Origin of the sequence: Agrobacterium cavarae (assembly GCF_004310285.1) — a bacterium.
Taxonomy (GTDB): Bacteria; Pseudomonadota; Alphaproteobacteria; order Rhizobiales; family Rhizobiaceae; genus Agrobacterium; species Agrobacterium cavarae.
Map to the genome: position 1 here is coordinate 211,702 of NZ_SISF01000023.1, position 21,147 is coordinate 232,848.

25 protein-coding genes and 1 tRNA gene are annotated in these 21,147 nt (G+C 58.9%); 9 read left to right on the top strand and 17 right to left on the bottom strand.

Annotated elements, in window-relative coordinates; all coding sequences use genetic code 11:
* The first annotated feature begins 29 nt into the window (after window positions 1–29).
* Window positions 30–103, top strand: a tRNA-Gly gene (locus EYC79_RS04115).
* 88 nt (window positions 104–191) lie between these two features.
* On the opposite strand, the gene EYC79_RS04120 is transcribed toward EYC79_RS04115, so the two are convergent.
* The 10 genes from EYC79_RS04120 to EYC79_RS04165 form a co-directional block, all read right to left on the bottom strand.
* On the bottom strand, window positions 192–467 hold the full coding sequence (locus tag EYC79_RS04120) for a hypothetical protein (RefSeq protein WP_062427033.1): 276 nt from the start codon (window positions 465–467) through the stop codon (window positions 192–194).
* A gap of 243 nt (window positions 468–710) precedes the next feature.
* Window positions 711–956, bottom strand: a complete 246-nt coding sequence (locus EYC79_RS04125) for a hypothetical protein (RefSeq protein ID WP_062445542.1) — start codon at window positions 954–956, stop codon at window positions 711–713.
* A 121-nt stretch (window positions 957–1,077) separates the two neighbouring features.
* The gene (locus EYC79_RS04130; protein ID WP_034806062.1) at window positions 1,078–1,287 is read right to left on the bottom strand and encodes a cold-shock protein; all 210 of its coding nucleotides are present in this window, start codon (window positions 1,285–1,287) and stop codon (window positions 1,078–1,080) included.
* 87 nt (window positions 1,288–1,374) lie between these two features.
* Entirely contained in the window at window positions 1,375–1,650 is a 276-nt protein-coding gene (locus EYC79_RS04135) for a hypothetical protein (protein WP_130977223.1), read from the bottom strand.
* A 66-nt stretch (window positions 1,651–1,716) separates the two neighbouring features.
* Window positions 1,717–2,280, bottom strand: a complete 564-nt coding sequence (locus tag EYC79_RS04140; RefSeq protein ID WP_130977224.1) for an NAD(P)H oxidoreductase — start codon at window positions 2,278–2,280, stop codon at window positions 1,717–1,719.
* A 202-nt stretch (window positions 2,281–2,482) separates the two neighbouring features.
* Window positions 2,483–3,388 (bottom strand): sugar phosphate isomerase/epimerase family protein, encoded by a 906-nt coding sequence (locus EYC79_RS04145; protein ID WP_130977225.1) that lies wholly within the window; start codon window positions 3,386–3,388, stop codon window positions 2,483–2,485.
* Window positions 3,389–3,427: 39 nt separating this feature from the next.
* On the bottom strand, window positions 3,428–4,558 hold the full coding sequence (gene ugpC, locus EYC79_RS04150) for a sn-glycerol-3-phosphate ABC transporter ATP-binding protein UgpC (RefSeq protein WP_130977226.1): 1,131 nt from the start codon (window positions 4,556–4,558) through the stop codon (window positions 3,428–3,430).
* A 27-nt stretch (window positions 4,559–4,585) separates the two neighbouring features.
* On the bottom strand, window positions 4,586–5,473 hold the full coding sequence (locus EYC79_RS04155; RefSeq protein WP_130977227.1) for an ABC transporter permease subunit: 888 nt from the start codon (window positions 5,471–5,473) through the stop codon (window positions 4,586–4,588).
* A 7-nt stretch (window positions 5,474–5,480) separates the two neighbouring features.
* The gene (locus tag EYC79_RS04160) at window positions 5,481–6,371 is read right to left on the bottom strand and encodes a carbohydrate ABC transporter permease (RefSeq protein ID WP_062599265.1); all 891 of its coding nucleotides are present in this window, start codon (window positions 6,369–6,371) and stop codon (window positions 5,481–5,483) included.
* Between the two features lie 66 nt (window positions 6,372–6,437).
* On the bottom strand, window positions 6,438–7,781 hold the full coding sequence (locus tag EYC79_RS04165) for an extracellular solute-binding protein (RefSeq protein ID WP_130977228.1): 1,344 nt from the start codon (window positions 7,779–7,781) through the stop codon (window positions 6,438–6,440).
* A gap of 442 nt (window positions 7,782–8,223) precedes the next feature.
* On the opposite strand from EYC79_RS04165, the gene EYC79_RS04170 reads away from it, so the two are divergent.
* Window positions 8,224–8,988 (top strand): transporter substrate-binding domain-containing protein, encoded by a 765-nt coding sequence (locus EYC79_RS04170; RefSeq protein ID WP_130977360.1) that lies wholly within the window; start codon window positions 8,224–8,226, stop codon window positions 8,986–8,988.
* 32 nt (window positions 8,989–9,020) lie between these two features.
* On the opposite strand, the gene EYC79_RS04175 is transcribed toward EYC79_RS04170, so the two are convergent.
* Window positions 9,021–9,671: a response regulator transcription factor gene (locus tag EYC79_RS04175; protein WP_130977229.1), complete on the bottom strand. Its 651-nt coding sequence runs from the start codon at window positions 9,669–9,671 to the stop codon at window positions 9,021–9,023.
* Between the two features lie 213 nt (window positions 9,672–9,884).
* Here EYC79_RS04175 and EYC79_RS04180 point away from each other — a divergent pair, with 213 nt between their 5' ends.
* Window positions 9,885–10,235, top strand: coding sequence for a DUF952 domain-containing protein (locus EYC79_RS04180; RefSeq protein ID WP_130977230.1), 351 nt, complete (start codon window positions 9,885–9,887; stop codon window positions 10,233–10,235).
* Window positions 10,236–10,237: 2 nt separating this feature from the next.
* Window positions 10,238–11,326, top strand: a complete 1,089-nt coding sequence (locus EYC79_RS04185) for a quinone-dependent dihydroorotate dehydrogenase (protein ID WP_130977231.1) — start codon at window positions 10,238–10,240, stop codon at window positions 11,324–11,326.
* Between the two features lie 103 nt (window positions 11,327–11,429).
* On the opposite strand, the gene EYC79_RS04190 is transcribed toward EYC79_RS04185, so the two are convergent.
* Window positions 11,430–11,927 (bottom strand): CAP domain-containing protein, encoded by a 498-nt coding sequence (locus tag EYC79_RS04190; protein WP_130977232.1) that lies wholly within the window; start codon window positions 11,925–11,927, stop codon window positions 11,430–11,432.
* 1 nt (window position 11,928) lies between these two features.
* Complete coding sequence (locus EYC79_RS04195; protein WP_062427020.1) at window positions 11,929–12,192, bottom strand: DUF6460 domain-containing protein; 264 nt, start codon at window positions 12,190–12,192, stop codon at window positions 11,929–11,931.
* A 214-nt stretch (window positions 12,193–12,406) separates the two neighbouring features.
* Here EYC79_RS04195 and EYC79_RS04200 point away from each other — a divergent pair, with 214 nt between their 5' ends.
* From EYC79_RS04200 to EYC79_RS04210, 3 genes are all read left to right on the top strand, one after another.
* Window positions 12,407–13,351 (top strand): class I SAM-dependent DNA methyltransferase, encoded by a 945-nt coding sequence (locus EYC79_RS04200; protein WP_130977233.1) that lies wholly within the window; start codon window positions 12,407–12,409, stop codon window positions 13,349–13,351.
* Window positions 13,352–13,542: 191 nt separating this feature from the next.
* Window positions 13,543–14,154: a YitT family protein gene (locus EYC79_RS04205; RefSeq protein WP_116493287.1), complete on the top strand. Its 612-nt coding sequence runs from the start codon at window positions 13,543–13,545 to the stop codon at window positions 14,152–14,154.
* Between the two features lie 67 nt (window positions 14,155–14,221).
* On the top strand, window positions 14,222–14,854 hold the full coding sequence (locus EYC79_RS04210) for a YitT family protein (protein WP_062445513.1): 633 nt from the start codon (window positions 14,222–14,224) through the stop codon (window positions 14,852–14,854).
* A 21-nt stretch (window positions 14,855–14,875) separates the two neighbouring features.
* Here the strand turns inward: EYC79_RS04210 and EYC79_RS04215 are convergent, their stop codons facing one another.
* On the bottom strand, window positions 14,876–15,337 hold the full coding sequence (locus tag EYC79_RS04215; protein WP_062427018.1) for a carboxymuconolactone decarboxylase family protein: 462 nt from the start codon (window positions 15,335–15,337) through the stop codon (window positions 14,876–14,878).
* 89 nt (window positions 15,338–15,426) lie between these two features.
* Window positions 15,427–15,927: an RrF2 family transcriptional regulator gene (locus tag EYC79_RS04220; protein ID WP_062599274.1), complete on the bottom strand. Its 501-nt coding sequence runs from the start codon at window positions 15,925–15,927 to the stop codon at window positions 15,427–15,429.
* 41 nt (window positions 15,928–15,968) lie between these two features.
* Here EYC79_RS04220 and EYC79_RS04225 point away from each other — a divergent pair, with 41 nt between their 5' ends.
* Window positions 15,969–18,554 (top strand): ligase-associated DNA damage response DEXH box helicase, encoded by a 2,586-nt coding sequence (locus EYC79_RS04225; protein ID WP_245495184.1) that lies wholly within the window; start codon window positions 15,969–15,971, stop codon window positions 18,552–18,554.
* Between the two features lie 82 nt (window positions 18,555–18,636).
* Window positions 18,637–19,371 (top strand): ligase-associated DNA damage response endonuclease PdeM, encoded by a 735-nt coding sequence (pdeM, locus tag EYC79_RS04230; protein ID WP_113327531.1) that lies wholly within the window; start codon window positions 18,637–18,639, stop codon window positions 19,369–19,371.
* 7 nt (window positions 19,372–19,378) lie between these two features.
* On the opposite strand, the gene EYC79_RS04235 is transcribed toward pdeM, so the two are convergent.
* Complete coding sequence (locus EYC79_RS04235; protein ID WP_062427014.1) at window positions 19,379–20,197, bottom strand: TIGR02186 family protein; 819 nt, start codon at window positions 20,195–20,197, stop codon at window positions 19,379–19,381.
* Entirely contained in the window at window positions 20,197–21,123 is a 927-nt protein-coding gene (locus tag EYC79_RS04240; RefSeq protein WP_062427292.1) for a sulfite exporter TauE/SafE family protein, read from the bottom strand. Before EYC79_RS04240 ends, EYC79_RS04235 begins: the two co-directional genes overlap by 1 nt.
* Window positions 21,124–21,147 lie beyond the last annotated feature (24 nt).

The window sequence follows — 21,147 nt, forward strand, 5'->3', positions numbered from 1 at the left end:
GCATCGTTCTATCGGAAGTTTTTAAGCGCGCGGGTGTAGCTCAATGGTAGAGCAGCAGCTTCCCAAGCTGAATACGAGGGTTCGATTCCCTTCACCCGCTCCAGCTGCCTTGGAAATCGTTATTTTTACCGCGTTTTGTTATCGCGCATGACGTCGAGCATTCAGGTGAAAACACCGAATGAGCGCATCACTCAGGCACGATCGTACGTAAACGATGTCAGCAAAGACGTGACGAAGTTGCTGGCTTTTTCCTTGACGAGGACTTCCGTCCATTCGTCCGTTCCGCGAAACCTGAGATCCGTCTGGATACTGTCGACCGCTGCCATTTCGATGCGCTCGATATGTTGTTTGAAATGCGCTTCGCCCTTGGCCTGGTAAAGATCGCGGATGACCACCCGGAGGATTTCCTGCATCGCGATCTGCCAGGCAGTGTTGGTCGCATTGAGTTCGTTGGTTGTCGTTGACATGCATCCCACCTGTGTTGCTGGATTTCTTGGCTCTCACCGGCGATGTCGCGCAAAAGCGCAATGCGGCTTTGCGAAAGCAACATGCGATTAAACAAAGGCGTGAAGCGCAAGGAGCGAGTCTGAACGATCGCGACGCGATTTTAAAGCATGGTCCGCGCAAAATTGTGCAGCGGTTCTGCGATAACGACATGCGAGAACAAGGACTTAAAGCGTGTGAGCGAATCTAGAAGACCGCAACACGCTTTAAGACGTCGGACAAGCCGACGGCGTCTTCTTGGTGCGTTTGGTCACCAGAGCGGCCACTGCGGATTTGCGATCGGCCAGTTCTTTTGCAAGGCGGGCCGCCTTTAGTCTGGCTGTTTTCGCGTCCCGCGCATCGACGGCAGCTTGCAGTTCATCGACAGCGTGATTTTTTGCGAAGAATGGCGTCTGAAGCTTGCCGAAGGCAAGCTCCGCCTGCTGGCGGGATTTGCTGTGTGTTTGTGTCATGGGGTATTTGCCTCTCCGGCCATATGCCGAAACGAAAAAGGCCAGGCGCAATGCCTGGCCTCGAATGAAATTGCTCCCGGCAGTGCCAGTACATCCGTGGTCAAAGGGAAGCGGATCTCAATTATGCGGACTGCAGATTGGTCGCAGACATCTTGCCCGACTTGTTGTCGCGCTCGAGTTCGAAGCCAATCTTTTGGCCTTCGACGAGTTCGCGCATTCCTGCACGCTCGACAGCCGAAATGTGAACGAATGCGTCAGCGCCGCCATTGTCAGGCTGAATGAAGCCGAAGCCTTTTGTGGAATTAAACCATTTAACTGTGCCAGTGGTCATAATGAACCCTTTCAAAGCATAGAGTGAAGGACCGCGTAACGGATGCCACGCGGATAAAAACCGACTATTTTTGAAAGAGAAGTTCGCTTAGAGCGCGGTGCCAATCGCGCGGTAGACAAAGCTCGGCAAGCAAAAGATCGATGACCTATCTATAGGGCAGTTCATCACCGTAGTCAACGAAAAGTTTTCACTTTTATCGATGTTCGTCTTTTGGTTGTGCTTTCGGGGGATTGCGTCACTTTTCTTTCCCACGGATCGATCGGCCTTGGCGCGGGGTCCTTTTCCGATACGCAGCGCCGTTTCACGTTCATTGATGGGAGGGGAGTTGTCGCGTTCAAATGCTTGCAACTCTTCGCCAACCATGTGCCTCATGACGCGAAACCAGCAAACGTTTCGACTGGGAGATTGGCGATGAACGTTTACGGAGCACTAGAACCTGGCTCCCAGGTCTTTCGCGCTTGATATAATCGCAGCCGCCTGGGCCTCGCCTTCCAGCGATCCATATAAAAGCTCGACGCTGCCTTCTTTGACACTGCAATAATCAAGGGTCCCCACCTTCAGCTGTGTACGAAAGGAGATGTCATATCCGCGCTTGCGGTAGTCATCCTCCGTCGCACCGGCGATGCCGACCATCAACACCTTGGCATGCGGATAGGTTTTGCTTCCGAAGGCCCAGTTCTGAGCCCACACGCGGTCGATCCATCCTTTCAGGATCGCTGGCATGGACCACCACCACACGGGAAAGAAGAGCACAGTGGCATCGTTGCGTTCCACGCGCTCCATCTCTCTCCGAACATCTTCAGCGAAGTCGATATCTCGCCCGCTCCAATCCGGCTCGTCTTCGGCTTTGAGCACCGGGTCGAAATTCTCCGCCACCAGATCGGCGAACTCGACCTCGTGGCCGTTGGCTCGCGCTGCTTCGGCAAAAGCGCGCCCCGCTTGATGTGTCAGTGAGTTCTGACGTGGATGGGCGATGACCACCAAAATCTGCATAAGGCGATGTCCTTCATAGTGACCAGACGACCGCAGGCGGCGCGGCAGCGTTCAAGGACCGTGCCGGTTATGGCGCCGTCCAGGCGGTCTAGGTATGAAGGGAGGACCGGCACTTCAATCCTGTCACGACATCGTGCCTCAGCAGAGATCGTTGGAGCAGAGGGGCCAGCCGATGCGGCCTCTCTGCTGAATTGATTGGCCGTTACCGCTTGTTCACCGCATCAGCCAGCTTCAAGGCCCGCTCCAGGCAGGCGGGCTGCTGGTCGGCAAAGCGTTCTGCGCCGATTTCCATGATGAGGGTGGTGTCGGGCAGGAAGGTGAGTTCGGAGAAAATGTCCTCCCAGTCAATATCGCCCCAGCCGATCGGCAGGTGAAGGTCGCCGATGCCGAGTGCGGTGGCTTCTGCGGGGTGGTAGAACTTCTTCATCGTGTAGGGCAGGCCGAAGCTATCATGCACATGCAGATGGCCGGTAACAGGCGCCATGGCGCGCAGTTCTTCGCGGAAATCCAGACCCTTGAAGGTGGATTCGATATAGGCGTGGCTGAAATCGATCAGGGCGGCGAGATTGTCGTGGCCGACAGCCTTCACGGTTTCTGCCACTTGCGATGGCGTCTGGCGGTACTGGCCGTCTTCCGTGGTGAAGATGTTTTCCAGAACGATGCGCACGCCATAGGTCTTGGCAATCTCGGCCATTTCGAAAAGAGCCTCACGCTCCATCTGGTCGAGATCGCTGCCACTCATGCCATCGGAGAGGATCGCATTGCCGCTGTGGTGCACGAGCACGCCAGCGCCCAGCCGGTCACAGAGTTCGAGCATGGCACGCACGACCTTCTTCTGCAGATGCAGGTGCTCGCGATCCATGAAGTTGGAGACAATCTGGCCATGCAGGGAGAGTTTCTTGAACGCATACTGCTTGACGATATCGCGGACGCGCTGTGCGCGGTCCTCGATGATGCGACCGCCGGAGATGATCTCCTCGCCATAGATGCCGATTTCACAGGCGCTTGCGCCGGTATCGGCAATGATCTTCAGGGACGAGTCCAGGGTGGAAAGATCGCCGCGCCCGGTGGCATTGCAAAAGCCGACGGCGGAAATGATGGAGGTCATGTGCGTTTCCTTGATGCAGTCAATGAATGCGGGAGATCTTCAGGCACTATGGGCCAGAACATCCAGGTTGGTGAAGCCGGCTTGATCGGCTGACGCGAGGCTTGAGTCGATCCGCCGTTCCGTTATGGGATCGAAAAAGTGCAGATGCGCTGCGGGGAACTGCAGCATGACCCTGTCGCCGGGGCGGACGGTGAGATCCTCACCAATCGCGGCTGCAAAGATCTGGCCGCGAATGTCCGCATAGACGATGCGACCGGAGCCGAGTTCCTCGACAAAATCCACTACGGCGGAAATGCCGTCGCCCTGACGGGAGACGACACACTGCTCTGGCCGGATGCCGGCAATCACGTCTTCACCCGATAGGGCGCGCGCGATCTCTGCTGGCATTGGGCTGGACCAGTTGCCGAAGCTGACGGCAGCGCTCTCACGGTCCACCTTGGCATTGAAGAGGTTCATCGCGGGAGAGCCGATGAAGGATGCGACAAAAGTGCTGGCCGGTCGGTTATAGATGTCGAGCGGCTGCCCCACCTGTTCGACATTGCCCTTGTTCATGATCACCAGCCGATCCGCCAGCGTCATGGCCTCCACCTGATCATGGGTGACGAAGACCGATGTCGCGGACAGGCGTTGATGCAGCCTGCGGATTTCCGCACGCATGGTGACGCGGAGCTTGGCATCGAGGTTGGAGAGCGGCTCGTCGAAGAGAAAGACATCCGGCTCGCGAATGATGGCGCGCGCCATGGCAACGCGCTGGCGCTGGCCACCGGACAGCGCCGCAGGCTTGCGCTCTAGATAGTCCGAAAGGCCGACAATCTTCGCCGTTTCCTCGATCCTGCGGCGGCGCTCTGCCTTGGCCACGCCGGCGACCTTCAGCGCATAGCCGATATTGTCGGCAACCGTCATATGCGGATAGAGCGCATAGTTCTGGAACACCATGGCGCAACCGCGCTCACGCGGTTCCAGGCGGTTCACCACCTTGCCGGCAATGGCGATTTCGCCGGCGGTGATGTCTTCAAGCCCGGCAATCATGCGCAGTAGGGTGGATTTGCCGCAACCGGAAGGGCCGAGGATCACGACGAATTCTCCGGACGGAAAGATGAGGTCGACACCATGCAGCATCTTGGTCTTGCCGTAGGATTTATGCACCTGACGAATGTCGATCTGCGCCATGGTTTGGCACTCCTGTTCTATGAACTGTCATTTCTCGGTGGAGACGAGGCCACGCACGAACCAGCGCTGCAAAAGCCCGACGACGAGAAGCGGCGGCAACATGATGATGAGGGAACCGGCGAGCGTGACATTCCAGTCAGGCGTGCCGTTTTCGGATGGGAGGAGGCTGGAGAGCGACATCATCACCGTCTTGTAGGACGGGTCGGTCACCATCAGAAGCGGCCAGAGATACTGGTTCCAGCCATAGACGAACATGATCGTCGTCAGCGCCAGCATGTTGGTGCGTGACAGCGGCAGGATCATATCGACGAAGAAGCGCATGGGTCCGGAGCCATCCATGCGCGCCGCCTCGGCCAGCTCGTCGGGCAACGTCATGAAGAACTGACGGTAGAGAAATGTGCCGGTGGCCGTGGCAATCAGCGGCAAGGTCAGGCCCGCATAGGAGTTCAACAGGTTCCATTCGATCTTGATGTCGATGCCCGAGACGGCGTTGATCAGGAGCGCGAAGGGATGGAACATGTCGGCAGCCACCGCATAGGTCGGCACCACGCGTACTTCCAGCGGCAGCATCAGCGTAATGAACACCGTCCAGAAGAACAGGTGCCGCAGCGGCGAGCGGAAGAAGACGATGGCAAAGGCCGTGCAGGCCGACAGCGCCACCTTCCCGACGGTAACAAGCGAGGCCATGATGAAGCTGTTGAGCATGGCATTGCCAAGATTGGCGCGGTTCCAGGCTGCGTGCATGTTCTCGAACAGGCGATCGCTTGGCATGAAGCTGAAGGGCACGCTGTTGATCTGCTGCAGCGATTGGCTGGCACCGGAAATGATGACAATGAAGGGGCCGATCAGCAGCAGGAAGCCGATGATCATCAGGACGTAGGTAAAGGCGTCTGCGTAAGGGGTGCGCTGGATCATCGCCGTCTCACTTGTAATGCACGCGCCGCTCGATGAAGCGGAACTGGATGAAGGTGAAGACCATGATCAGGCCGATCAGAATGATGCTCTGCGCCGAGGCGCCGGAATAGTTGAGCCCCTGGAACGCTTCCTGCACGATGCGGAACACCATGACTTCGGTCGCATGGTTCGGGCCGCCGCCGGTCGTGTGGTGGACGATGCCGAAGGTATCGGAGCCGACAAAGCCTTCGGTCATCATGGTCACGGTCAGGAAGAACAGCGTGGGCGCAAGCAGCGGCACCTGAATATCGATTGCGCGGCGGATCGGACCGGATCCATCCATCGCAGCCGCTTCCGTCAGGCTGCGCGGTACCGATTGCAGTCCGGCCAGCAGGAAGATGAAGGTGTAGCCCGCCCATTTCCAGATGAAGATGATGATGACCAGCGCCAGCGCATGGCTGCCGAATTTGGCCGGATTCCAGATATCGGGATAAATCGCGTTCAGCGAGGCGGCGAGGCCGCGTTCGGGCGAGAGGATGAAGCGAAACGCCATGCCCGCTGCCGGACCGGCAATGGCAAAGGGCAGGATGTAGAGGACGCGGAAGAAACCGGAGCCCGGCAGTTGCCGATCGACCGCCAGCGCGAGCGTGAGGCCGATGAGAATGGCAAAGAACGGGCCGACGATTGCAAAGATCAGGCTGACGGTCACCGAGTTCCAGTAAAGCGGATCGGCGAAGGTCTCGTAGAAATTGGCAAGTCCGACAAATTCCGCGGCCCCGCCGAACGGCGGCTCCAGCGTGAATGCCCAGTTCACCACCGCCACGGCAGGCCAATAGAAGAACAGGGCAATGAGAGCGAGCTGCGGCAGGGCAAAAAGCAGGGGTAGCCAGGTGCTCTTGAAGACGGAGCGCTTTTCCATGGAAATTCCAATAGACAGTCTGGATGATCGTGCCACCCGTGTTCACGGGTGGCACTGTATGAGCGCTTAGTTGATGGAGACGCCCGAGAAGGTCTTTTCGAAGCGGCGCAGGCCGACATTGGAGCGCTCGACGGCCTTGTCGAGTTCCTGCTGAACGTCGCCGTTCTGCATGTAGATCGCCTCAAGCGCCGTGGAGAGTTCCTTGCGGATCTGCGTGAAATTGCCGAGGCGAATGCCGCGTGTGGTATCGGTCGGCTCGGTCAGCGTCAGGCTTTCGATGGCGACTTCACGGCCCTTGTAGGGTGCCTTGTCGTAGAAGCCGTTCTTCTTCATGCTCTCGAAGCCGGTCTTGGTGACGGGGATGTAGCCGGTTACGGTGGACCACCATTCGACCATGTCCGGCTGGGCGATGAAGTTGAGGAACGCCGCAGCGCCCTTGTATTCAGCGTCTGGACGGCCAGCCATGACCCACAGCGAAGCGCCGCCAACCAGCGACTTCTTGCGCTCGGTGCCCTTGAAGACTGGCAGCATGGCAACATCCCACTTCACGCCCTCAGGCAGCGTCTTGCCGACGGTGCCGTGGTCGGCAATCGAGCTCATTGCCATCTGGCAGGTCTGCGAGGTGAAGGAGGGAACCGTGTCCATGCCGAGCGTCTTGGTCTTGACGACGAAGAGCTTCTCGTCCTGCATCTTCTTGAAGAACTTCAATTCGTCGACGACCTTGGTCTTGTTGACGACGAGTTCCGCATTCAGGCCCTTATAGCCATTGCCTTCCGTGGCAATTGGCTGGTCGTGGATAGCGGAGAACTGTTCGATCAGCGGCCAGGTATCGAAGTTGAATGCCAGCGGGCATTCGTAACCGGCAGCCTTCAGCTTCTTGGCGGCCTCGGCCACATCTTCCCAGGTTTCCGGCTTGCTGGTCACGCCAGCCTTTTCGAAGGCGCTGACATTGTAATAGAAAACCGCGGTAGAGGAGTTGAACGGGAAGGAGTTCAGCTCACCAGCGGCCGTTGCGTAGTAGTTGGCAATGCCGGGGAAATAGTTGCTCCAGTCGATCTTGTAGCCATTGTCGGCCATCAGCTGCTTGGCCGGAACGAAGGCCTTGGACAACATCATGTCCAGCGTGCCTGCATCATAAATCTGCGCGATGGCGGGGTGCTTCTTGGCGCGGTAGGCGGCAATCGTGTTCTGCAGCGTTGCGTCATAGCTGTTTTGCGAGGTGCAGACGATTTCATAATCCGGCTGCGACGCGTTGAACTTCTTGCAGGCGTCCTGCACACGCTCGCCGAGATCGCCGGAGAGGCCGTACCAGAACTCGAATTTTGTCTTTTCAGCATGAGCGGCCGTGGTGCCGAGCGCGGCGACGACAGCAAGCGATGCCACGAAGGAAGAAAGGGTCGACGTTTTCATGAGGGGAGCCTCGTTGGAAAGAAACGATGGCCTGGTCGCGGAATTTTTCGGCCCGGCGAGCAAAACCGGCGCCGTCCTAACAATGCCGTATGACAGGTCGCGGACGTTTTCTTGAATATTGGATGACGGGTCTTTGTGGTCTGACCGTCATCGACCATCGAAGGGATCATCACCGAGCTGTTACGAGAGGCGCGTCGAAGCTCTGCAATTTCTTGCCCCAACGGCATGGCTTTGCGCGAATCTTATGTATAATCACACGGGTAAGCACTGACCTGCACCATCGTGCCAGCCCTTGAGCGATGGCGTTTTTCATTTCATACCGGGCCGGATCATCTGAATGCGCTCTTTGATGGCACGATTGAAAAATCTCGGTCTTCGAACTTCCATTGTGTGCATGACAGCACTTGCGTTAGGTGGCGTCGCGCGTGCCGAAAGCGGGAACCTGCCGGTGCTCTTCGACAAGCAGGAACGTCTGCCAGGGGCAGATCTCTCGTCCATTCCCCGCGTCCGGTTCCTGATGTCGGTCGATTTCCCGCCCTTCAATTTTACCGATCAGGACGGCAGGCTGGTGGGCTTCCATGTCGATCTCGCCCGCGAGATCTGCGCCCAGCTGAAGATCGAAAGCAAATGCCAGGTCCAAGCGCTCCCCTTCGATGAGTTGGAGGCCGCACTGGAGCTCGGCGAGGGAGAGGCCGTGGTGTCGGGCGTTGCCTCGACGTCTGATCTGCGCAAGAGCTTCAGCTTCACGCGGCCTTATTTGCTGCTGCCAGCGCGTTTCGCTGTGTCGAAAGCTGCCAAGCTGGAAGGACAATCGGCGGCCACTGCTCTGACCGGCAAGAAGGTCGGCGTCGTCAGCAATTCGCGCCATGAAGCAATGCTGAAATCCTTCTTCCCAAACGTCGTTCCTACCGGTTTTGCCGGCTACGAGCCGATGTATGAAGCGCTGAAAACCGGCAAGGTCGATGCGGTCTTTGCCGACAGTTTGCGTCTGCCCTTCTGGGTCGCCGGCACGGCGTCGGAAAATTGCTGCGCCATGTTCGATGGTCCCTACATGTCCGACAAGTTTCTGGGCGAGGGGCTCTCGATCATGACGGTCGATCCTGAAAACAAGCTCGTACCTGCCTTCGATCAGGCGCTCGCAGCCCTTTCGCGCAACGGGCGCCTCGAGGAAATCTACCGCCGTTATTTTCCCTACGGGCTTTTCTGACGTTAGGCAGTCAATTAGGCGGTGTCAGCCTGTTACGCTACGAGAGCAGGTTGGTTCAGCTTGGATAGTTGAATCACTGCCTGCGTCCGACTATCGACATTGAGCTTCAGCAGAATGGCTGAGACATGCGCCTTGATCGTCGCTTCGGAGACGTTGAGTTCGTAGGCGATCTGCTTGTTCAGCAAGCCTTCCCCAAGCATGCCGAGCACACGGCTTTGCTGCGGCGTCAGCGTTCTCAGTCTGTTGATCAGGTCCGCCATATCGGCATCCTGATCGCGGTTGGACTGACAGGAGGCGGGGATCCAGACGTCGCCTTCCAGCACGGTGCGGATGGCTGTGCGGATATCATCGATGCCGGACGACTTGGAAATGAAGCCGGACGCGCCAAGCTCGATCGCACGGCGCATGGTGGCAGGGTCGTCGGTGGCCGACACGATGATGATCGGCAGGCTAGAAAATTCCGCCCGCAGTGCCATCAGGCCGGAAAAGCCGCTGACACCCGGCATGGCAAGATCGAGCAGCATGAGATCGGCGTCCGGCTGCTCTTCCGCGCAGCGTCTCGCATCGTCGAAATCGCCCGCTTCGATGAAACTATTGTTGCCTTCGAGACCACCCACTGCCTGACGCAGAGCGCCGCGAAATAGCGGATGGTCATCCGCAATGATAATCGTGAGTTCTGCCATGCCGCGCCCCCTCCCAAGAGCATTTCATGCGACTCTTCCTCCTGCAGGCCGACAGGCGACTGCGCCGTTAAGATTGCGCCAAATCGTGAGCAACACAAGTCTTCAATTGCAGCCAAGCCTCACTACCTCTCGGTCGAGGATAAAAATCTGTGTGAATCGATGGACAACGGGGACCATTTGCGGCAAACCGCCCTGACGTGAAGGAGATGCCCGATGAGCAAGACACCCCCTGTCATCTACAAGATCGTGCCGGATGCCCTGTGGCAGAAAGCAAAGCACGAGGGTGTTTTCAAAGGGGCGGCAATCGATCTGACCGATGGCTACATCCATTTCTCCACGGCCGATCAGGTGAAGGAAACGGCAGCCCGCCACTTCGCCGATCAGCAGGATTTGCTTCTCATCGCGGTTGATGGTGGCGCTCTCGGCGACAAGCTGGTCTTCGAGCCCTCCCGTGGCGGCGATCTCTTTCCGCATCTCTATGGCGAGCTTCCGCTCAATGCCGTGCTATGGGAAACGCCTTTGACGCTGGGCGACGATGGCGCCCACCAGTTTCCGGAGGTTTGAGCATGAGCGGATTGTTTTCCTCCCTTGGACGCAAGGGCCTCTTCCTGCTCGATCCCGAAGTCGCGCATGGCATGTCGATTACAGCTTTGCGCAGCGGTTTCATCCCCACCTGCCACGTGCCGCATGATCCGCGCCTGCAGCAGACGGTGGCGGGACTGGTCTTCCCCAATCCGCTCGGCATGGCCGCGGGCTATGACAAGAATGCCGAAGTTCCAGGCCCACTCCTCAAGCTCGGCTTCGGATTTACCGAGATCGGCACGGTGACGCCGCGCGCGCAGGCGGGCAACCCAAAGCCGCGCATCTTCCGACTGGTGGAAAACGAGGCCGTCATCAACCGCCTTGGCTTCAACAATGAAGGGCATGCGGCGGCACTTTCGCGCCTGATTGCCGCCGGCCTGCGCGGCATCGTCGGTGTGAACATCGGCGCCAACAAGGATAGCGACGATCGTATTGCCGATTACGTGAAGGGCATCGAAACCTTCTCTTCCGTTGCCTCCTATTTCACGGCCAACATCTCTTCTCCCAACACGCCAGGCCTTCGCGATCTTCAGGCGCGTGAAAGCCTTTCGGCACTTCTTTCCGCGGTGCTGGCGCAGCGCGATCGCGAGGCGGAAAAGCTGTCGCGCCACGTCCCCGTCTTCCTCAAGATCGCCCCTGATCTGACCGAGGAAGGGCTCGACGACATCGCCGCCGAGGTCCTGTCGCACCGGCTGGACGGCCTGATTGTCTCCAACACCACGCTTTCCCGCGACGGACTGGTGCCGGGCAGCAACAACCAGGAAGCCGGCGGCCTCTCCGGCAAGCCGCTCTTCGAACGCTCCACCACGGTGCTGGCAAAGATGCGCAAACGTGTCGGACCGGACCTGCCGATCATCGGCGTTGGCGGTGTGTCGTCGGCAGAGACTGCACTGGAAAAAATCAGGGCAGGGGCCGACCTGGTCCAGCTCTATTCCTGCATGGTCTACGAAGGGCCGGGCCTGCCCGGCACGATTATACGCGGCCTGTCGGAGAGACTGCAGCGGGACGGGATCAGGAATATCCGGGATTTGCGCGACAGTTCAGTGGAGAGCTGGGCGGCGCGGTCGATTTAAACGGCCCGCTCCCTTTCACTGTCGTCATCCTCGCATCAAGGGCAAGGATCACGACAGAGACTGTGATGAATGTCAGCTCGCATAGGGCGCGAGCACGCCTTTATCAGGCGCAAAGCACCATCGCCCAATAGGGCCGGTTCTTCGCCGCGCTGTCATAGGCGACAGCGACGCCAAGCCCGCCATAATTGCCGAGCATGTTTTCCAGATGATGCGGTGAGCCGATCCAGGCTTTGACCACCCGCTCGACCGTGTCTTGACCTGCGGCGACATTTTCTGCAGCGGGGAGCGGCACGTTGCCGTTCTTCATGCGGATCAGAAAGCTGTCGGTGATGCCGATGAGATGCGCCATCTTCTGCGCCTTCACCATGCGGTTGGCCTGATAAATGGCCGCCTGCTGTGCCGCCGGGTTGGCAGAAAGCGTCGGGAGACCTTTCGAGCGGCGAAGCTCGTTGACCATGGGCAACGCCGCCGCCGTCTCGTCGCGGGTGCCGGACGGCAGGCCCTTGTTGGTGGGAACGGAAATGCACGCCGATAGAACGGAGCCAGCGGACAGCAGCACGAAGCCGCGCCGGGAAAAATTCGTCAGGGAATGGTCGGTCATATCAACGCAAGCTTAGGAGTCTGAGGACGATGAAGACGGGGATGACGATGACAGCGCCCGCCAGAAGATAGTCGCCGATGCTGCCAAGCGCGTGGAAGCCCGAATACCAGATGTTCAGAACGAAGTCGCGCACACCATAGATGATGCTCCACGGCGTCAGCCCGAAGACGGCCATCAAAAATCCGACGATCAGCGATATCACCAGCAGCTTGACGATCGTGCGCCCAACGCTGTCACCCAGCACCTTGTTGACCTCACCGGCCATCAGCAAATCTCCTAAAGCCTGTCACCGAACAACCCCGCATCCGCAGGATGACGACAAACACCTTCAAACCTTGATCAAGACATATGAAGCGCGGCGCTTCGATGCAAGCATCGCAGTGTTTACACCGTCGATCCGGGCTTTGCGATGAAATAGGACTTGAGTTTTTTTATGGCTTGATGAAAGAGAGCCCACCTCTTTCAGGAAAAATCCGTGAATGGCCCAGAACCAGCATTCCTCCGGCGACGTCATTGCTGATCGTCGTGCCGATTACGCCCGCATGCTGGCAGAAAGCGGCGACCACCAGGCTGCCGCGGAATTGATCGAACAGGCGCTGGAACTGGCCCCACTTTGGGCAGCAGGCTGGTTTCGCCTGGGCGAGTACAGCGAAAAGGCGGGCCAGCAGGACAATGCGGTGAAGGCCTACGAAAAGGTCGCCGAGCTTGACGAGGAGGGGATATTCGCAGCGCCCCTCAAGCTTGCCGTGCTGGGGGCAGCCGAAACGCCGGAGCAGCCACCAAGCCGCTATGTGGAGGGCCTTTTCGACGACTATGCTGATCGGTTCGAAACCTCGCTGGTGAAGAAGCTCGATTACAGCGTGCCGGAGAAGTTGGCAGCTCTCATCGAAACGGCGCGCCCAAGTGGCGAGCGCTTTCGCTGCATGGTCGATATCGGCTGTGGCACAGGATTGCTGGGTGTTGAAATCCGCGACTGGACCGAACGGCTGGAAGGATTCGACATTTCCACCAACATGTTGGCAAAGGCGGAAGAGAAGGGCATCTACCACCATCTCTCGCAGGCCGATCTTTCTCTTGATGAGGAGACATCCGGCCTCTTTGCCGATGGGCTTCAAAAAGGCCGGGCCGATCTCGTCGCCGCTGCCGACGTGATGATGTATCTCGGTAGTCTCGAAACGGTCATGCCACTGGTTCTGTCCCTGCTTGAGCGGGGAGGCTTCTTCGCCTTTTCGGTCGAAGATGCGGGCGAGGAGGAGGGTTTCGTCCTTCAGCCGTCGCTCCGCTACGCGCACTCGCAAACCTATGTGAGCAATCTTCTTGCCACCTCCGGCATGGAGATCCTGCAAATCCGAAAAACAACCATTCGCAAGGATGCCGGAAAACCACTTTCCGGCATTCTGTTTCTTGCCGCAAAACCCGCCTAAGCTTTTCGTTTCTTGCCATTTTGTCGATTGGTCAGGAAGGCTGACATATAGCGGTTGTCGAGCGCCATTTTGCAGTGCAAAATAACCGCATCTCCGCCGCCAATACCCTATGATGACGACACGGAGACCATCAACAAAATCAGGTCCTGTCGAGGGGATTTCGCATGGCATTCACCAGAAGCGTCTATGGCATGTGGAGTGTGGACCCGGCCAAGCATTCACCGATCGAGGACGTTCAGGGTATCGTCACCGGGAGCATTGTCTCGGCGCTCGGCTTTTACATCCTGAACAAGGTTGGTCTCCTGACCGGTGGCACAGCAGGTGTCGCGTTTCTTATCCATTACGCCTTTGGCATCAGCTTTGGCCTTTTGTTCTTCCTCGTCAATCTGCCGTTCTACTACCTCTCGTTCCGTCGCCTCGGCCTTGCCTTTTCGGTGAAAACGTTCATCTCGATCGGGCTGGTATCGGTCCTGACGGAACTGGAATCGCGCTGGATGGTGATCGACAGCGTCAATCCGCTTTGGGCTGCCATTCTCGGTGGGCTTCTCCTCGGTTACGGTCTGCTTGCGCTATACCGCCACCGCGCCAGCCTGGGGGGAATCGGCATTCTGGCCATCTATATGCAGGATCGTTTCGGCATCCGTGCCGGCCTGATCCAGCTTGCCTTCGACACCTGCGTGATGATCGCCGCCTTTGCCGTCATCGAGCCGAAGACGGTGCTCTACTCCATCGTCGGCGCCTTCTTCCTCAACATGTTCCTGGCCATCAATCACCGGTCCGACCGCTACATCGTGGTGCGCTGACGCTTGAAATCTGGCCCGGCGTGGCGCAAGGAAAGCTGTCGAAATCGTGGGGATGGCAATGCGCGATATGATCTGGAAAAACCGTGCAAGGCTTTGGGCCACGACACCCGACCGGCATTCTCTGCTGGAAGATGTTCAGGGCGTTCTTGCCGGAGCCATGTTGGCGTCTCTCGGCGTCACCCTGTTTTCCGCCGCCGGTCTGTTGACAGGCGGAACCGTCGGCCTCGCGTTCCTCGTCCACTATGCAACGGACATGCGTTTCGGTCTTGTCTTCTTCCTGGTCAACCTGCCCTTCTATTATCTTGCCTTTCGTCGCCTTGGGCCTGCATTCACGGTCAAGACCTTTAGCGCCATCGCCTTGACGGCGGTGCTGTCCGACATGATGCCGCGACTCTTCGCCTTCCAATCGATCAATCCCATCGCCGCTGCGCTATTCGGCGGATTGACGGTCGCAGCAGGAATGCTGGCGCTCTTCCGCCACCGCGCCAGCCTCGGCGGCTTCGGTATTCTGGCGCTCTATCTGCAGGATCGTTTCGGTTGGCGGGCAGGCTTCATCCAACTGGCCTTCGATGGTATGGTGCTGCTGGCCTCCTTCTTCATCGCCACGCCCTTCGTCATTCTTTGCTCGGTTCTTGGCGCGTTGGTGATGAACCTGGTCATCGCCATCAACCACAGAAACGACCGCTACATCGCCATGTAACGGTCGCTTCGTTCGAGAGCGTCAGGCGGCTTTGGCGGCGGCATCGACCGGATGCTGCATCCTGAAGCCGACGGCAATGCGGTTCCAGGTGTTGATCGTACCGATGGCAAGCGTGATCTTGACGATCTCCTCTTCGCTGAAATGCGCTTTCAACGCGTCGAAATCACCATCTGGCGCGCCGGTCTCGGCAATCTTCGTCACCGCATCCACCCAGCCGAGCAGGGCTCTTTCCTGCGCGGTGTAGACGGTCGATTCCCGCCATACGCTCATCAGGTTGATCCACTGCTCCGAAAGCCCGTCCCTGCGGCTTTCCTTCACATGCATGTCCACGCAATAGGCGCAGCCATTGATGATGGATGCGCGCAGTTTGATAAGGTGGATGAAGCGGCGCTCCAGCCCGGAATTTTGCACGAATGTTTCGAGCGCCAGAAGAGCCTTGTAGGATTCGGGCGATGCCTTGGTGTGGTTTAGTCTCATTTCCATAGTCGCTTCTCCTTAGTTGCTGTTGGTCATGCGTCATCGTTCGGACAGGCGGCGGCCTGTCCGTCATGGAATTGAAAGAAGTGCTTGTCTCAGCGCGTCGTCTTGCGCTCGTTCAGCTCCAGAAAGGCGCAGCCGCGTGCGGCAATGCCGCCATCGTCTGCGCGGGCGAGATCAGTACGAATATCCGCGACGGTGGTCTTGGCAAGCTCTGCCCGGTAGGCTCTCTCCGCTTTCAGCATGGCGGCATTGATGCCGCAGGGCTTGCTGAAGTAGCGGTCAGGCAACGGGTTCGGCCCTCGTTGCCGGATTTCGGCGCAGCGAAAAGCCGGTGCCGGGCCTTCGACCGCAAGCACGATATCAAGCAGCGTGATCCCCTCGGGCTCTTTTGCCAGCCTGTAGCCGCCTTTCGGCCCGGGCACTGTCGAAAGAATACCAGCGCCTGATAGCGACTGAAGGTGCTTCAGCAGATAGCTGGTCGAAACGCCATGAAACTCCGCCAATGCCGCCGCTGACAGCACGCCGTCGGGCGAAAGCGAGGCGAGCATTGCAACGCTGTGGATGGCCTGTTCCACGCCATCGCTCATCTTCATCGGGTCACCTCCATAATCATGGATATTATTTATCCGCGATTATGCGGCTCTGTCAAGCGGCGTCTAAAGCCTCTTCTTTTTTGGAAGAGTTTCACTACTTTAGAGGGGTGAAACACATCGATCCGCCAATCTTAGCGAAAAGCGCCGGAACACTGCCTTTGCCCTTCCAGAAATGGTTTGCGGAGAAGGGCTGGAGCCCGCGTGCGCATCAGCTGGAATTGTCCGCCCGGGCACGGGGCGGGGAAAACATGCTGTTGATTGCGCCGACCGGTGCCGGCAAGACGCTTGGCGGTTTCATGGCATCGCTGACCGATCTGGCCGAGCGTGGCAAGGTGGCCCCGGGGTCCGCCTTTGTCGGCGTTCACACGCTCTATATCTCGCCACTGAAAGCGCTCGCCGTCGATATCGAGCGCAACTTGATGAAGCCGGTCTCGGAAATGGGCCTGCCGATTACGGTAGAAACCCGCACCGGCGACACGCCGCAGGGCAAGCGACAGCGGCAGAAGCTCAAACCCCCGGATATTCTTCTAACCACGCCCGAACAGGTCTCGCTGCTGCTCGCCAACAAAGAGGCAGAGCGCTTCTTCAAGGATCTGAAATATGTGGTGCTGGACGAGTTGCACTCGCTCGTCACCTCCAAGCGCGGCCATCTCTTGTCGCTGGCGCTCGCCCGCATCCGCCGCCACGCGCCTGCCATGCGCACCATCGGTCTTTCGGCAACGGTAGCAGATCCGATGGATCTCCAGCGTTATCTCGCACCACAGGTGGAAGGCGAACCACCGGCAGGGCTAATCACCGTCGAGGGCGGCGCGAAGCCAAATATTGCGATCTTGCAGACGGAGGAGCGAATTCCATGGTCGGGCCATTCGGCCCGCTACGCCATGCAGGATTTGTATCCTGAGATCAAAGACCATCAGACGACGCTGATCTTCGTCAATACCCGCTCGCAGGCCGAGCGAATCTTCCAGGAACTCTGGACGATCAACGACGACAACCTGCCGATTGCGCTCCATCACGGCTCGCTGGATGCCGGGCAGCGGCGCAAGGTGGAACAGGCGATGGCCGAAAACAAGCTGCGCGCCGTCGTCGCAACCTCCACGCTCGATCTTGGCATCGACTGGGGCGATGTCGATCTCGTCGTGCATGTGGGCGCCCCGAAGGGAGCAAGCCGCCTTGCACAGCGTATCGGCCGCGCCAACCACCGCATGGATGAGCCCTCCAAGGCGATCCTCGTTCCCGCCAATCGCTTCGAAGTGATGGAATGTCGTGCGGCGCTCGATGCGAATTACATCGGCGCTCAGGATACGCCCCCGATTGCCGAAGGCGCGCTGGATGTGCTGGCACAGCACGTGCTCGGCATGGCCTGCGCCGAGCCTTTCGATGCGGATGAGCTTTATCGCGAGGTCACCAGCGCCTCGCCCTACGCCGATCTGTCACGCGAGATGTTCGACCGCGTGGTCGACTTTACCGCAACCGGCGGCTATGCGCTGCGCACCTATGAACGCTACGCCCGCATTCGCCAGATGAAGGACGGGCGCTGGCGCGTTTCCAATCCGCAGGTAGCGCAACAATATCGACTGAACCTCGGTACCATCGTCGAGGCGGCGGAGCTGAATGTGCGGATGGTCAAGCGCAATGCCAAGGGCACGGTTGGCCGTGGCGGCATGTCGCTGGGCAAGGTGGAAGAGCATTTCCTCGAGCAACTGGTCCAGGGCGACACGTTCCTGTTCGCCGGCAAGGTGCTGCGCTTTGAAGGCATCCGAGAGAATGAGTGCCTTGTCAGCCAGGCCTTCTCCATGGACCCGAAGATCCCCTCCTATGCCGGGGGCAAGTTTCCGCTCTCCACCTATCTGGCAGATCAGGTGCGCTCCATGCTCGCCGACCCCTCGCGTTGGCATACGCTGCCCGATCAGGTGCGCGACTGGCTGGCGATCCAGAAAGAGAAGTCGATCATCCCGAAGCGGGACGAGTTGCTGGTCGAGACATTTCCGTTTCGCAAGCGCTTCTTCATGGTCATGTATCCCTTCGAGGGGCGGCTTGCGCATCAAACGCTTGGCATGCTTCTGACCCGCCGGCTGGAGCGGGCCGGGGCGAAGCCCATGGGATTTGTGGCGACCGACTATTCACTCGCCGTCTGGGCGATGGAGGATATGGGCAAACGCCTGCAATCGCGCCGGCTGTCCCTTGCCGACCTTCTGGATGAGGACATGCTGGGCGACGACCTCGAAGCCTGGCTGGACGAATCCTACCTTTTGAAACGCACCTTTCGTAATTGTGCGGTCATCGCAGGGCTGATCGAACGCCGTCATCCCGGCCAGGAAAAGACTGGGCGGCAGGTCACGGTCTCGGCCGATCTTATTTATGACGTTCTTCGCAGCCATGAGCCGGATCATATCCTGCTCGAAGCCACGCGACGCGATGCGTCGGCGGGACTTTTGGACATTGCCCGACTTGGCGATATGCTAAGGCGAATCAAGGGCCATACGCATCACCGCGCGCTGGACCATGTCTCCCCGCTTGCCGTTCCCGTTATGCTGGAAATCGGCCGCGAAACGGTTGTGGGACAGGCGCAAGACGATGTGCTGGCCGAAGCCGCCGACGAGCTGATTGCCGAGGCGATGGCGTAGGCTTGTTTCGAAGGCCGCGCCGGAAGATACGTGGAAACAAAAGAGAGGGCAGCGAGATTGCTCTTAGGGAATTCGAGACGCCGTGCTGAGCCGCCTTGCCTTGAGTGAAAGATTGTCCACCGGCTTTGAATGCTTCGGAGCCGAAACCGCCATCAATGGCGTTGCGGCCCTCTGCGATCCGCTGGGCGGCCTTTACATGCCGGATCTGTCGCTGCTCGTCGTCTCCGACCTTCATCTGGAAAAGGGTGCGGCCTTCGCGCGGCGCGGCATGATGCTGCCGCCCTATGATACGATCGCGACATTGAAGATCCTCGCCTCGCTGATTGCCCGCTACGATCCGAAGATTGTCGTCAGCCTCGGCGACAATTTCCATGATCGCAAGGGATCGGAACATCTGCCGCTGCCGCTGCGCGAGATTATCAAGGAGATGGCAAGAGGCCGCGAATGGATCTGGATCAACGGCAACCATGATCCGGATGGAACGGTGGATCTGCCGGGCTCTTCGGTCGATGAGATGTTCTACGCCAACCTCGTCTTCCGCCATGAGCCCAAGCTGAAGGGTGTGGACACGAAAGGCGAAATCGCCGGCCACCTCCATCCATCTGCCACCGTGCGCCGCCGCGACAAGACGGTACGCCGCCCATGCTTCGCCACCGATGGCGCACGCTTGCTGATGCCCGCCTTCGGCGTCATGAGCGGTGGGCTTGACCTGCGCCACAAGGCCATGCGCGGCCTGTTCGACCATGCGGATCTCATCGCGCATCTGATGGGACGCGACCGGATTTATTCGGTTCGCTTCGGAAGCCTGCTGGGATAGGTGGCAATCAGTCCCTGCGGAACAACAGGCTCGCGCCCCAGCCAGTGATCACAGCCGTCAGCACACAGAGAATACCGTAAACGACCGGCGTCTGGTGCGCGGCATTCGTGATCGCTTGCTCCATGCCGGTTTTCACCACGCGCAACTTGAGTTCGCGCTGGGCGACAGGCATGCCGCTCTTGAAGAGGTAGGCTCTGGCGGTATGGACGCCATTCGGCACGTTGGCAGGCAGGCGGAGCGTTGCCCAGAAGAGGCCGGTTCGCTCCAGCCGCACCCCGGTCGTGTCGTTGCGATAGATGCCGCTGGCAAGTTTCAGGCGGCGATAGGCCTCCTGAAAATCATAGACATTGTCCGGCACGCCGGAAAATACCGCGCTGTTCAGTGGCAGATGCTCGACGCCGAGGCCCATCGCCTTCAACGTGCCAGGCGAGGCAATGTCGTTGATGTTGCGGGTGCTGGCCATGGAATAGGATTCCGGCAGCGGCGCGAAGGTGATGGCGCTGGTATTGATCCAGATTCCGGCCACCCGGCTCTTTTTACGCACGGTCGTATATTCGTTCGGGCCCTCCAGCGTGACGACGATGTCGTATTGCCCGATGGCAAGCAGCAACTGGTCGGCATTGTTGAGGGCGCCGAACATGGTGAAATCCGCACCGCGAAAATCTGACGCGATCGAGATTTCATTCGTCGATGCACCGATCTCGATGTTCTCTTGAAGCGTCCGCGGCTTGCCCTGAGCGTCTGGAGAGACCGCGAGCGGGGGCGTTTGCGCCAGAGCTGCACCGGCGCAGAAAACCACCAACGATGCCAGGAGGGCAGCGCGCATCAATAGCCAAGCCCTCCGACCGCAACGGAAAAGAGATCTTCCGGTCGCACCACAAGCCCGATGGCAAGGCGGATACCAACGGCCAGAACCAGAAGCGCCAAAAGCGCGCGCAGTTGCTCGCCGCGCAGCTTCTGCCCGACACGCACGCCATATTGGGCGCCGATGACACCCGCCAGCATAAGAATGAAGGCCAGTACGATATCGACGGAATAGTTCGTCGCCGCCTGCACGATGGTCGTATAGGCGGTGACGAAAATGATCTGGAACAGCGATGTCCCGACGACCACATTGGTCGGAATACGCAGGAGATAGATCATCGCCGGCACCATGATGAAGCCGCCGCCGACACCCATCACCGATGTTAGGATACCGATGGCAAAGCCGAGTGCGATGATCGGGATGACGCTGAGATAGAGCTTCGACTTCTTGAAGCGCATCTTCAAGGGAAGGCGATGCACCCAGTTATGGTGGCCGGGACGGCGCAGCGGAATGGTTTCATTGCGCGCCGTGCGGCGGATGGCAGAGATGCTTTCCTTCAGCATCAGCCCGCCGACGGTCGACAGCAGAATGACGTAGAGAAGCGAAATGATCAGATCGAGCTGGCCGATACTGCGCAACAGGGTGAACAGCCACACACCGACAGTCGCCCCGCAAAGGCCGCCGATCAGCAACATGGAGCCGAGCTTCACATCCAGCGTGCCGCGGCGAAAATGGGTAATGGAGCCGGAAACCGAAGAGGCGACGACCTGGTTTGCACCCGTGGCAACGGCCACGACCGGAGGAATATTATAGAAGATCAGAAGCGGGGTGATGAGGAACCCACCGCCCACCCCGAACATGCCGGAGAGAAACCCCACAGCCGCGCCCATGCCGAGGATGATGAAGACATTCACCGACAATTCCGCGATGGGCAGATAGACAGTCACAATCGGACCTCGGGCAATGGTTCC

Coding starts and splice junctions, on each gene's coding strand:
- EYC79_RS04215 (WP_062427018.1), bottom strand. CDS start 15,337: ATGGAAATGAGACTAAACCACACCAAGGCATCGCCCGAATCCTACAAG.
- EYC79_RS04125 (WP_062445542.1), bottom strand. CDS start 956: ATGACACAAACACACAGCAAATCCCGCCAGCAGGCGGAGCTTGCCTTC.
- EYC79_RS04205 (WP_116493287.1), top strand. CDS start 13,543: ATGTGGAGTGTGGACCCGGCCAAGCATTCACCGATCGAGGACGTTCAG.
- EYC79_RS04235 (WP_062427014.1), bottom strand. CDS start 20,197: ATGCGCGCTGCCCTCCTGGCATCGTTGGTGGTTTTCTGCGCCGGTGCA.
- EYC79_RS04140 (WP_130977224.1), bottom strand. CDS start 2,280: ATGCAGATTTTGGTGGTCATCGCCCATCCACGTCAGAACTCACTGACA.
- EYC79_RS04145 (WP_130977225.1), bottom strand. CDS start 3,388: ATGACCTCCATCATTTCCGCCGTCGGCTTTTGCAATGCCACCGGGCGC.
- EYC79_RS04160 (WP_062599265.1), bottom strand. CDS start 6,371: ATGGAAAAGCGCTCCGTCTTCAAGAGCACCTGGCTACCCCTGCTTTTT.
- EYC79_RS04130 (WP_034806062.1), bottom strand. CDS start 1,287: ATGACCACTGGCACAGTTAAATGGTTTAATTCCACAAAAGGCTTCGGC.
- EYC79_RS04200 (WP_130977233.1), top strand. CDS start 12,407: ATGGCCCAGAACCAGCATTCCTCCGGCGACGTCATTGCTGATCGTCGT.
- EYC79_RS04195 (WP_062427020.1), bottom strand. CDS start 12,192: ATGGCCGGTGAGGTCAACAAGGTGCTGGGTGACAGCGTTGGGCGCACG.
- EYC79_RS04210 (WP_062445513.1), top strand. CDS start 14,222: ATGATCTGGAAAAACCGTGCAAGGCTTTGGGCCACGACACCCGACCGG.
- EYC79_RS04185 (WP_130977231.1), top strand. CDS start 10,238: ATGAGCGGATTGTTTTCCTCCCTTGGACGCAAGGGCCTCTTCCTGCTC.
- EYC79_RS04220 (WP_062599274.1), bottom strand. CDS start 15,927: ATGAAGATGAGCGATGGCGTGGAACAGGCCATCCACAGCGTTGCAATG.
- EYC79_RS04180 (WP_130977230.1), top strand. CDS start 9,885: ATGAGCAAGACACCCCCTGTCATCTACAAGATCGTGCCGGATGCCCTG.
- EYC79_RS04165 (WP_130977228.1), bottom strand. CDS start 7,781: ATGAAAACGTCGACCCTTTCTTCCTTCGTGGCATCGCTTGCTGTCGTC.
- EYC79_RS04120 (WP_062427033.1), bottom strand. CDS start 467: ATGTCAACGACAACCAACGAACTCAATGCGACCAACACTGCCTGGCAG.
- EYC79_RS04175 (WP_130977229.1), bottom strand. CDS start 9,671: ATGGCAGAACTCACGATTATCATTGCGGATGACCATCCGCTATTTCGC.
- EYC79_RS04225 (WP_245495184.1), top strand. CDS start 15,969: ATGCGGCTCTGTCAAGCGGCGTCTAAAGCCTCTTCTTTTTTGGAAGAG.
- EYC79_RS04155 (WP_130977227.1), bottom strand. CDS start 5,473: ATGATCCAGCGCACCCCTTACGCAGACGCCTTTACCTACGTCCTGATG.
- ugpC (WP_130977226.1), bottom strand. CDS start 4,558: ATGGCGCAGATCGACATTCGTCAGGTGCATAAATCCTACGGCAAGACC.
- EYC79_RS04190 (WP_130977232.1), bottom strand. CDS start 11,927: ATGACCGACCATTCCCTGACGAATTTTTCCCGGCGCGGCTTCGTGCTG.
- EYC79_RS04135 (WP_130977223.1), bottom strand. CDS start 1,650: ATGGTTGGCGAAGAGTTGCAAGCATTTGAACGCGACAACTCCCCTCCC.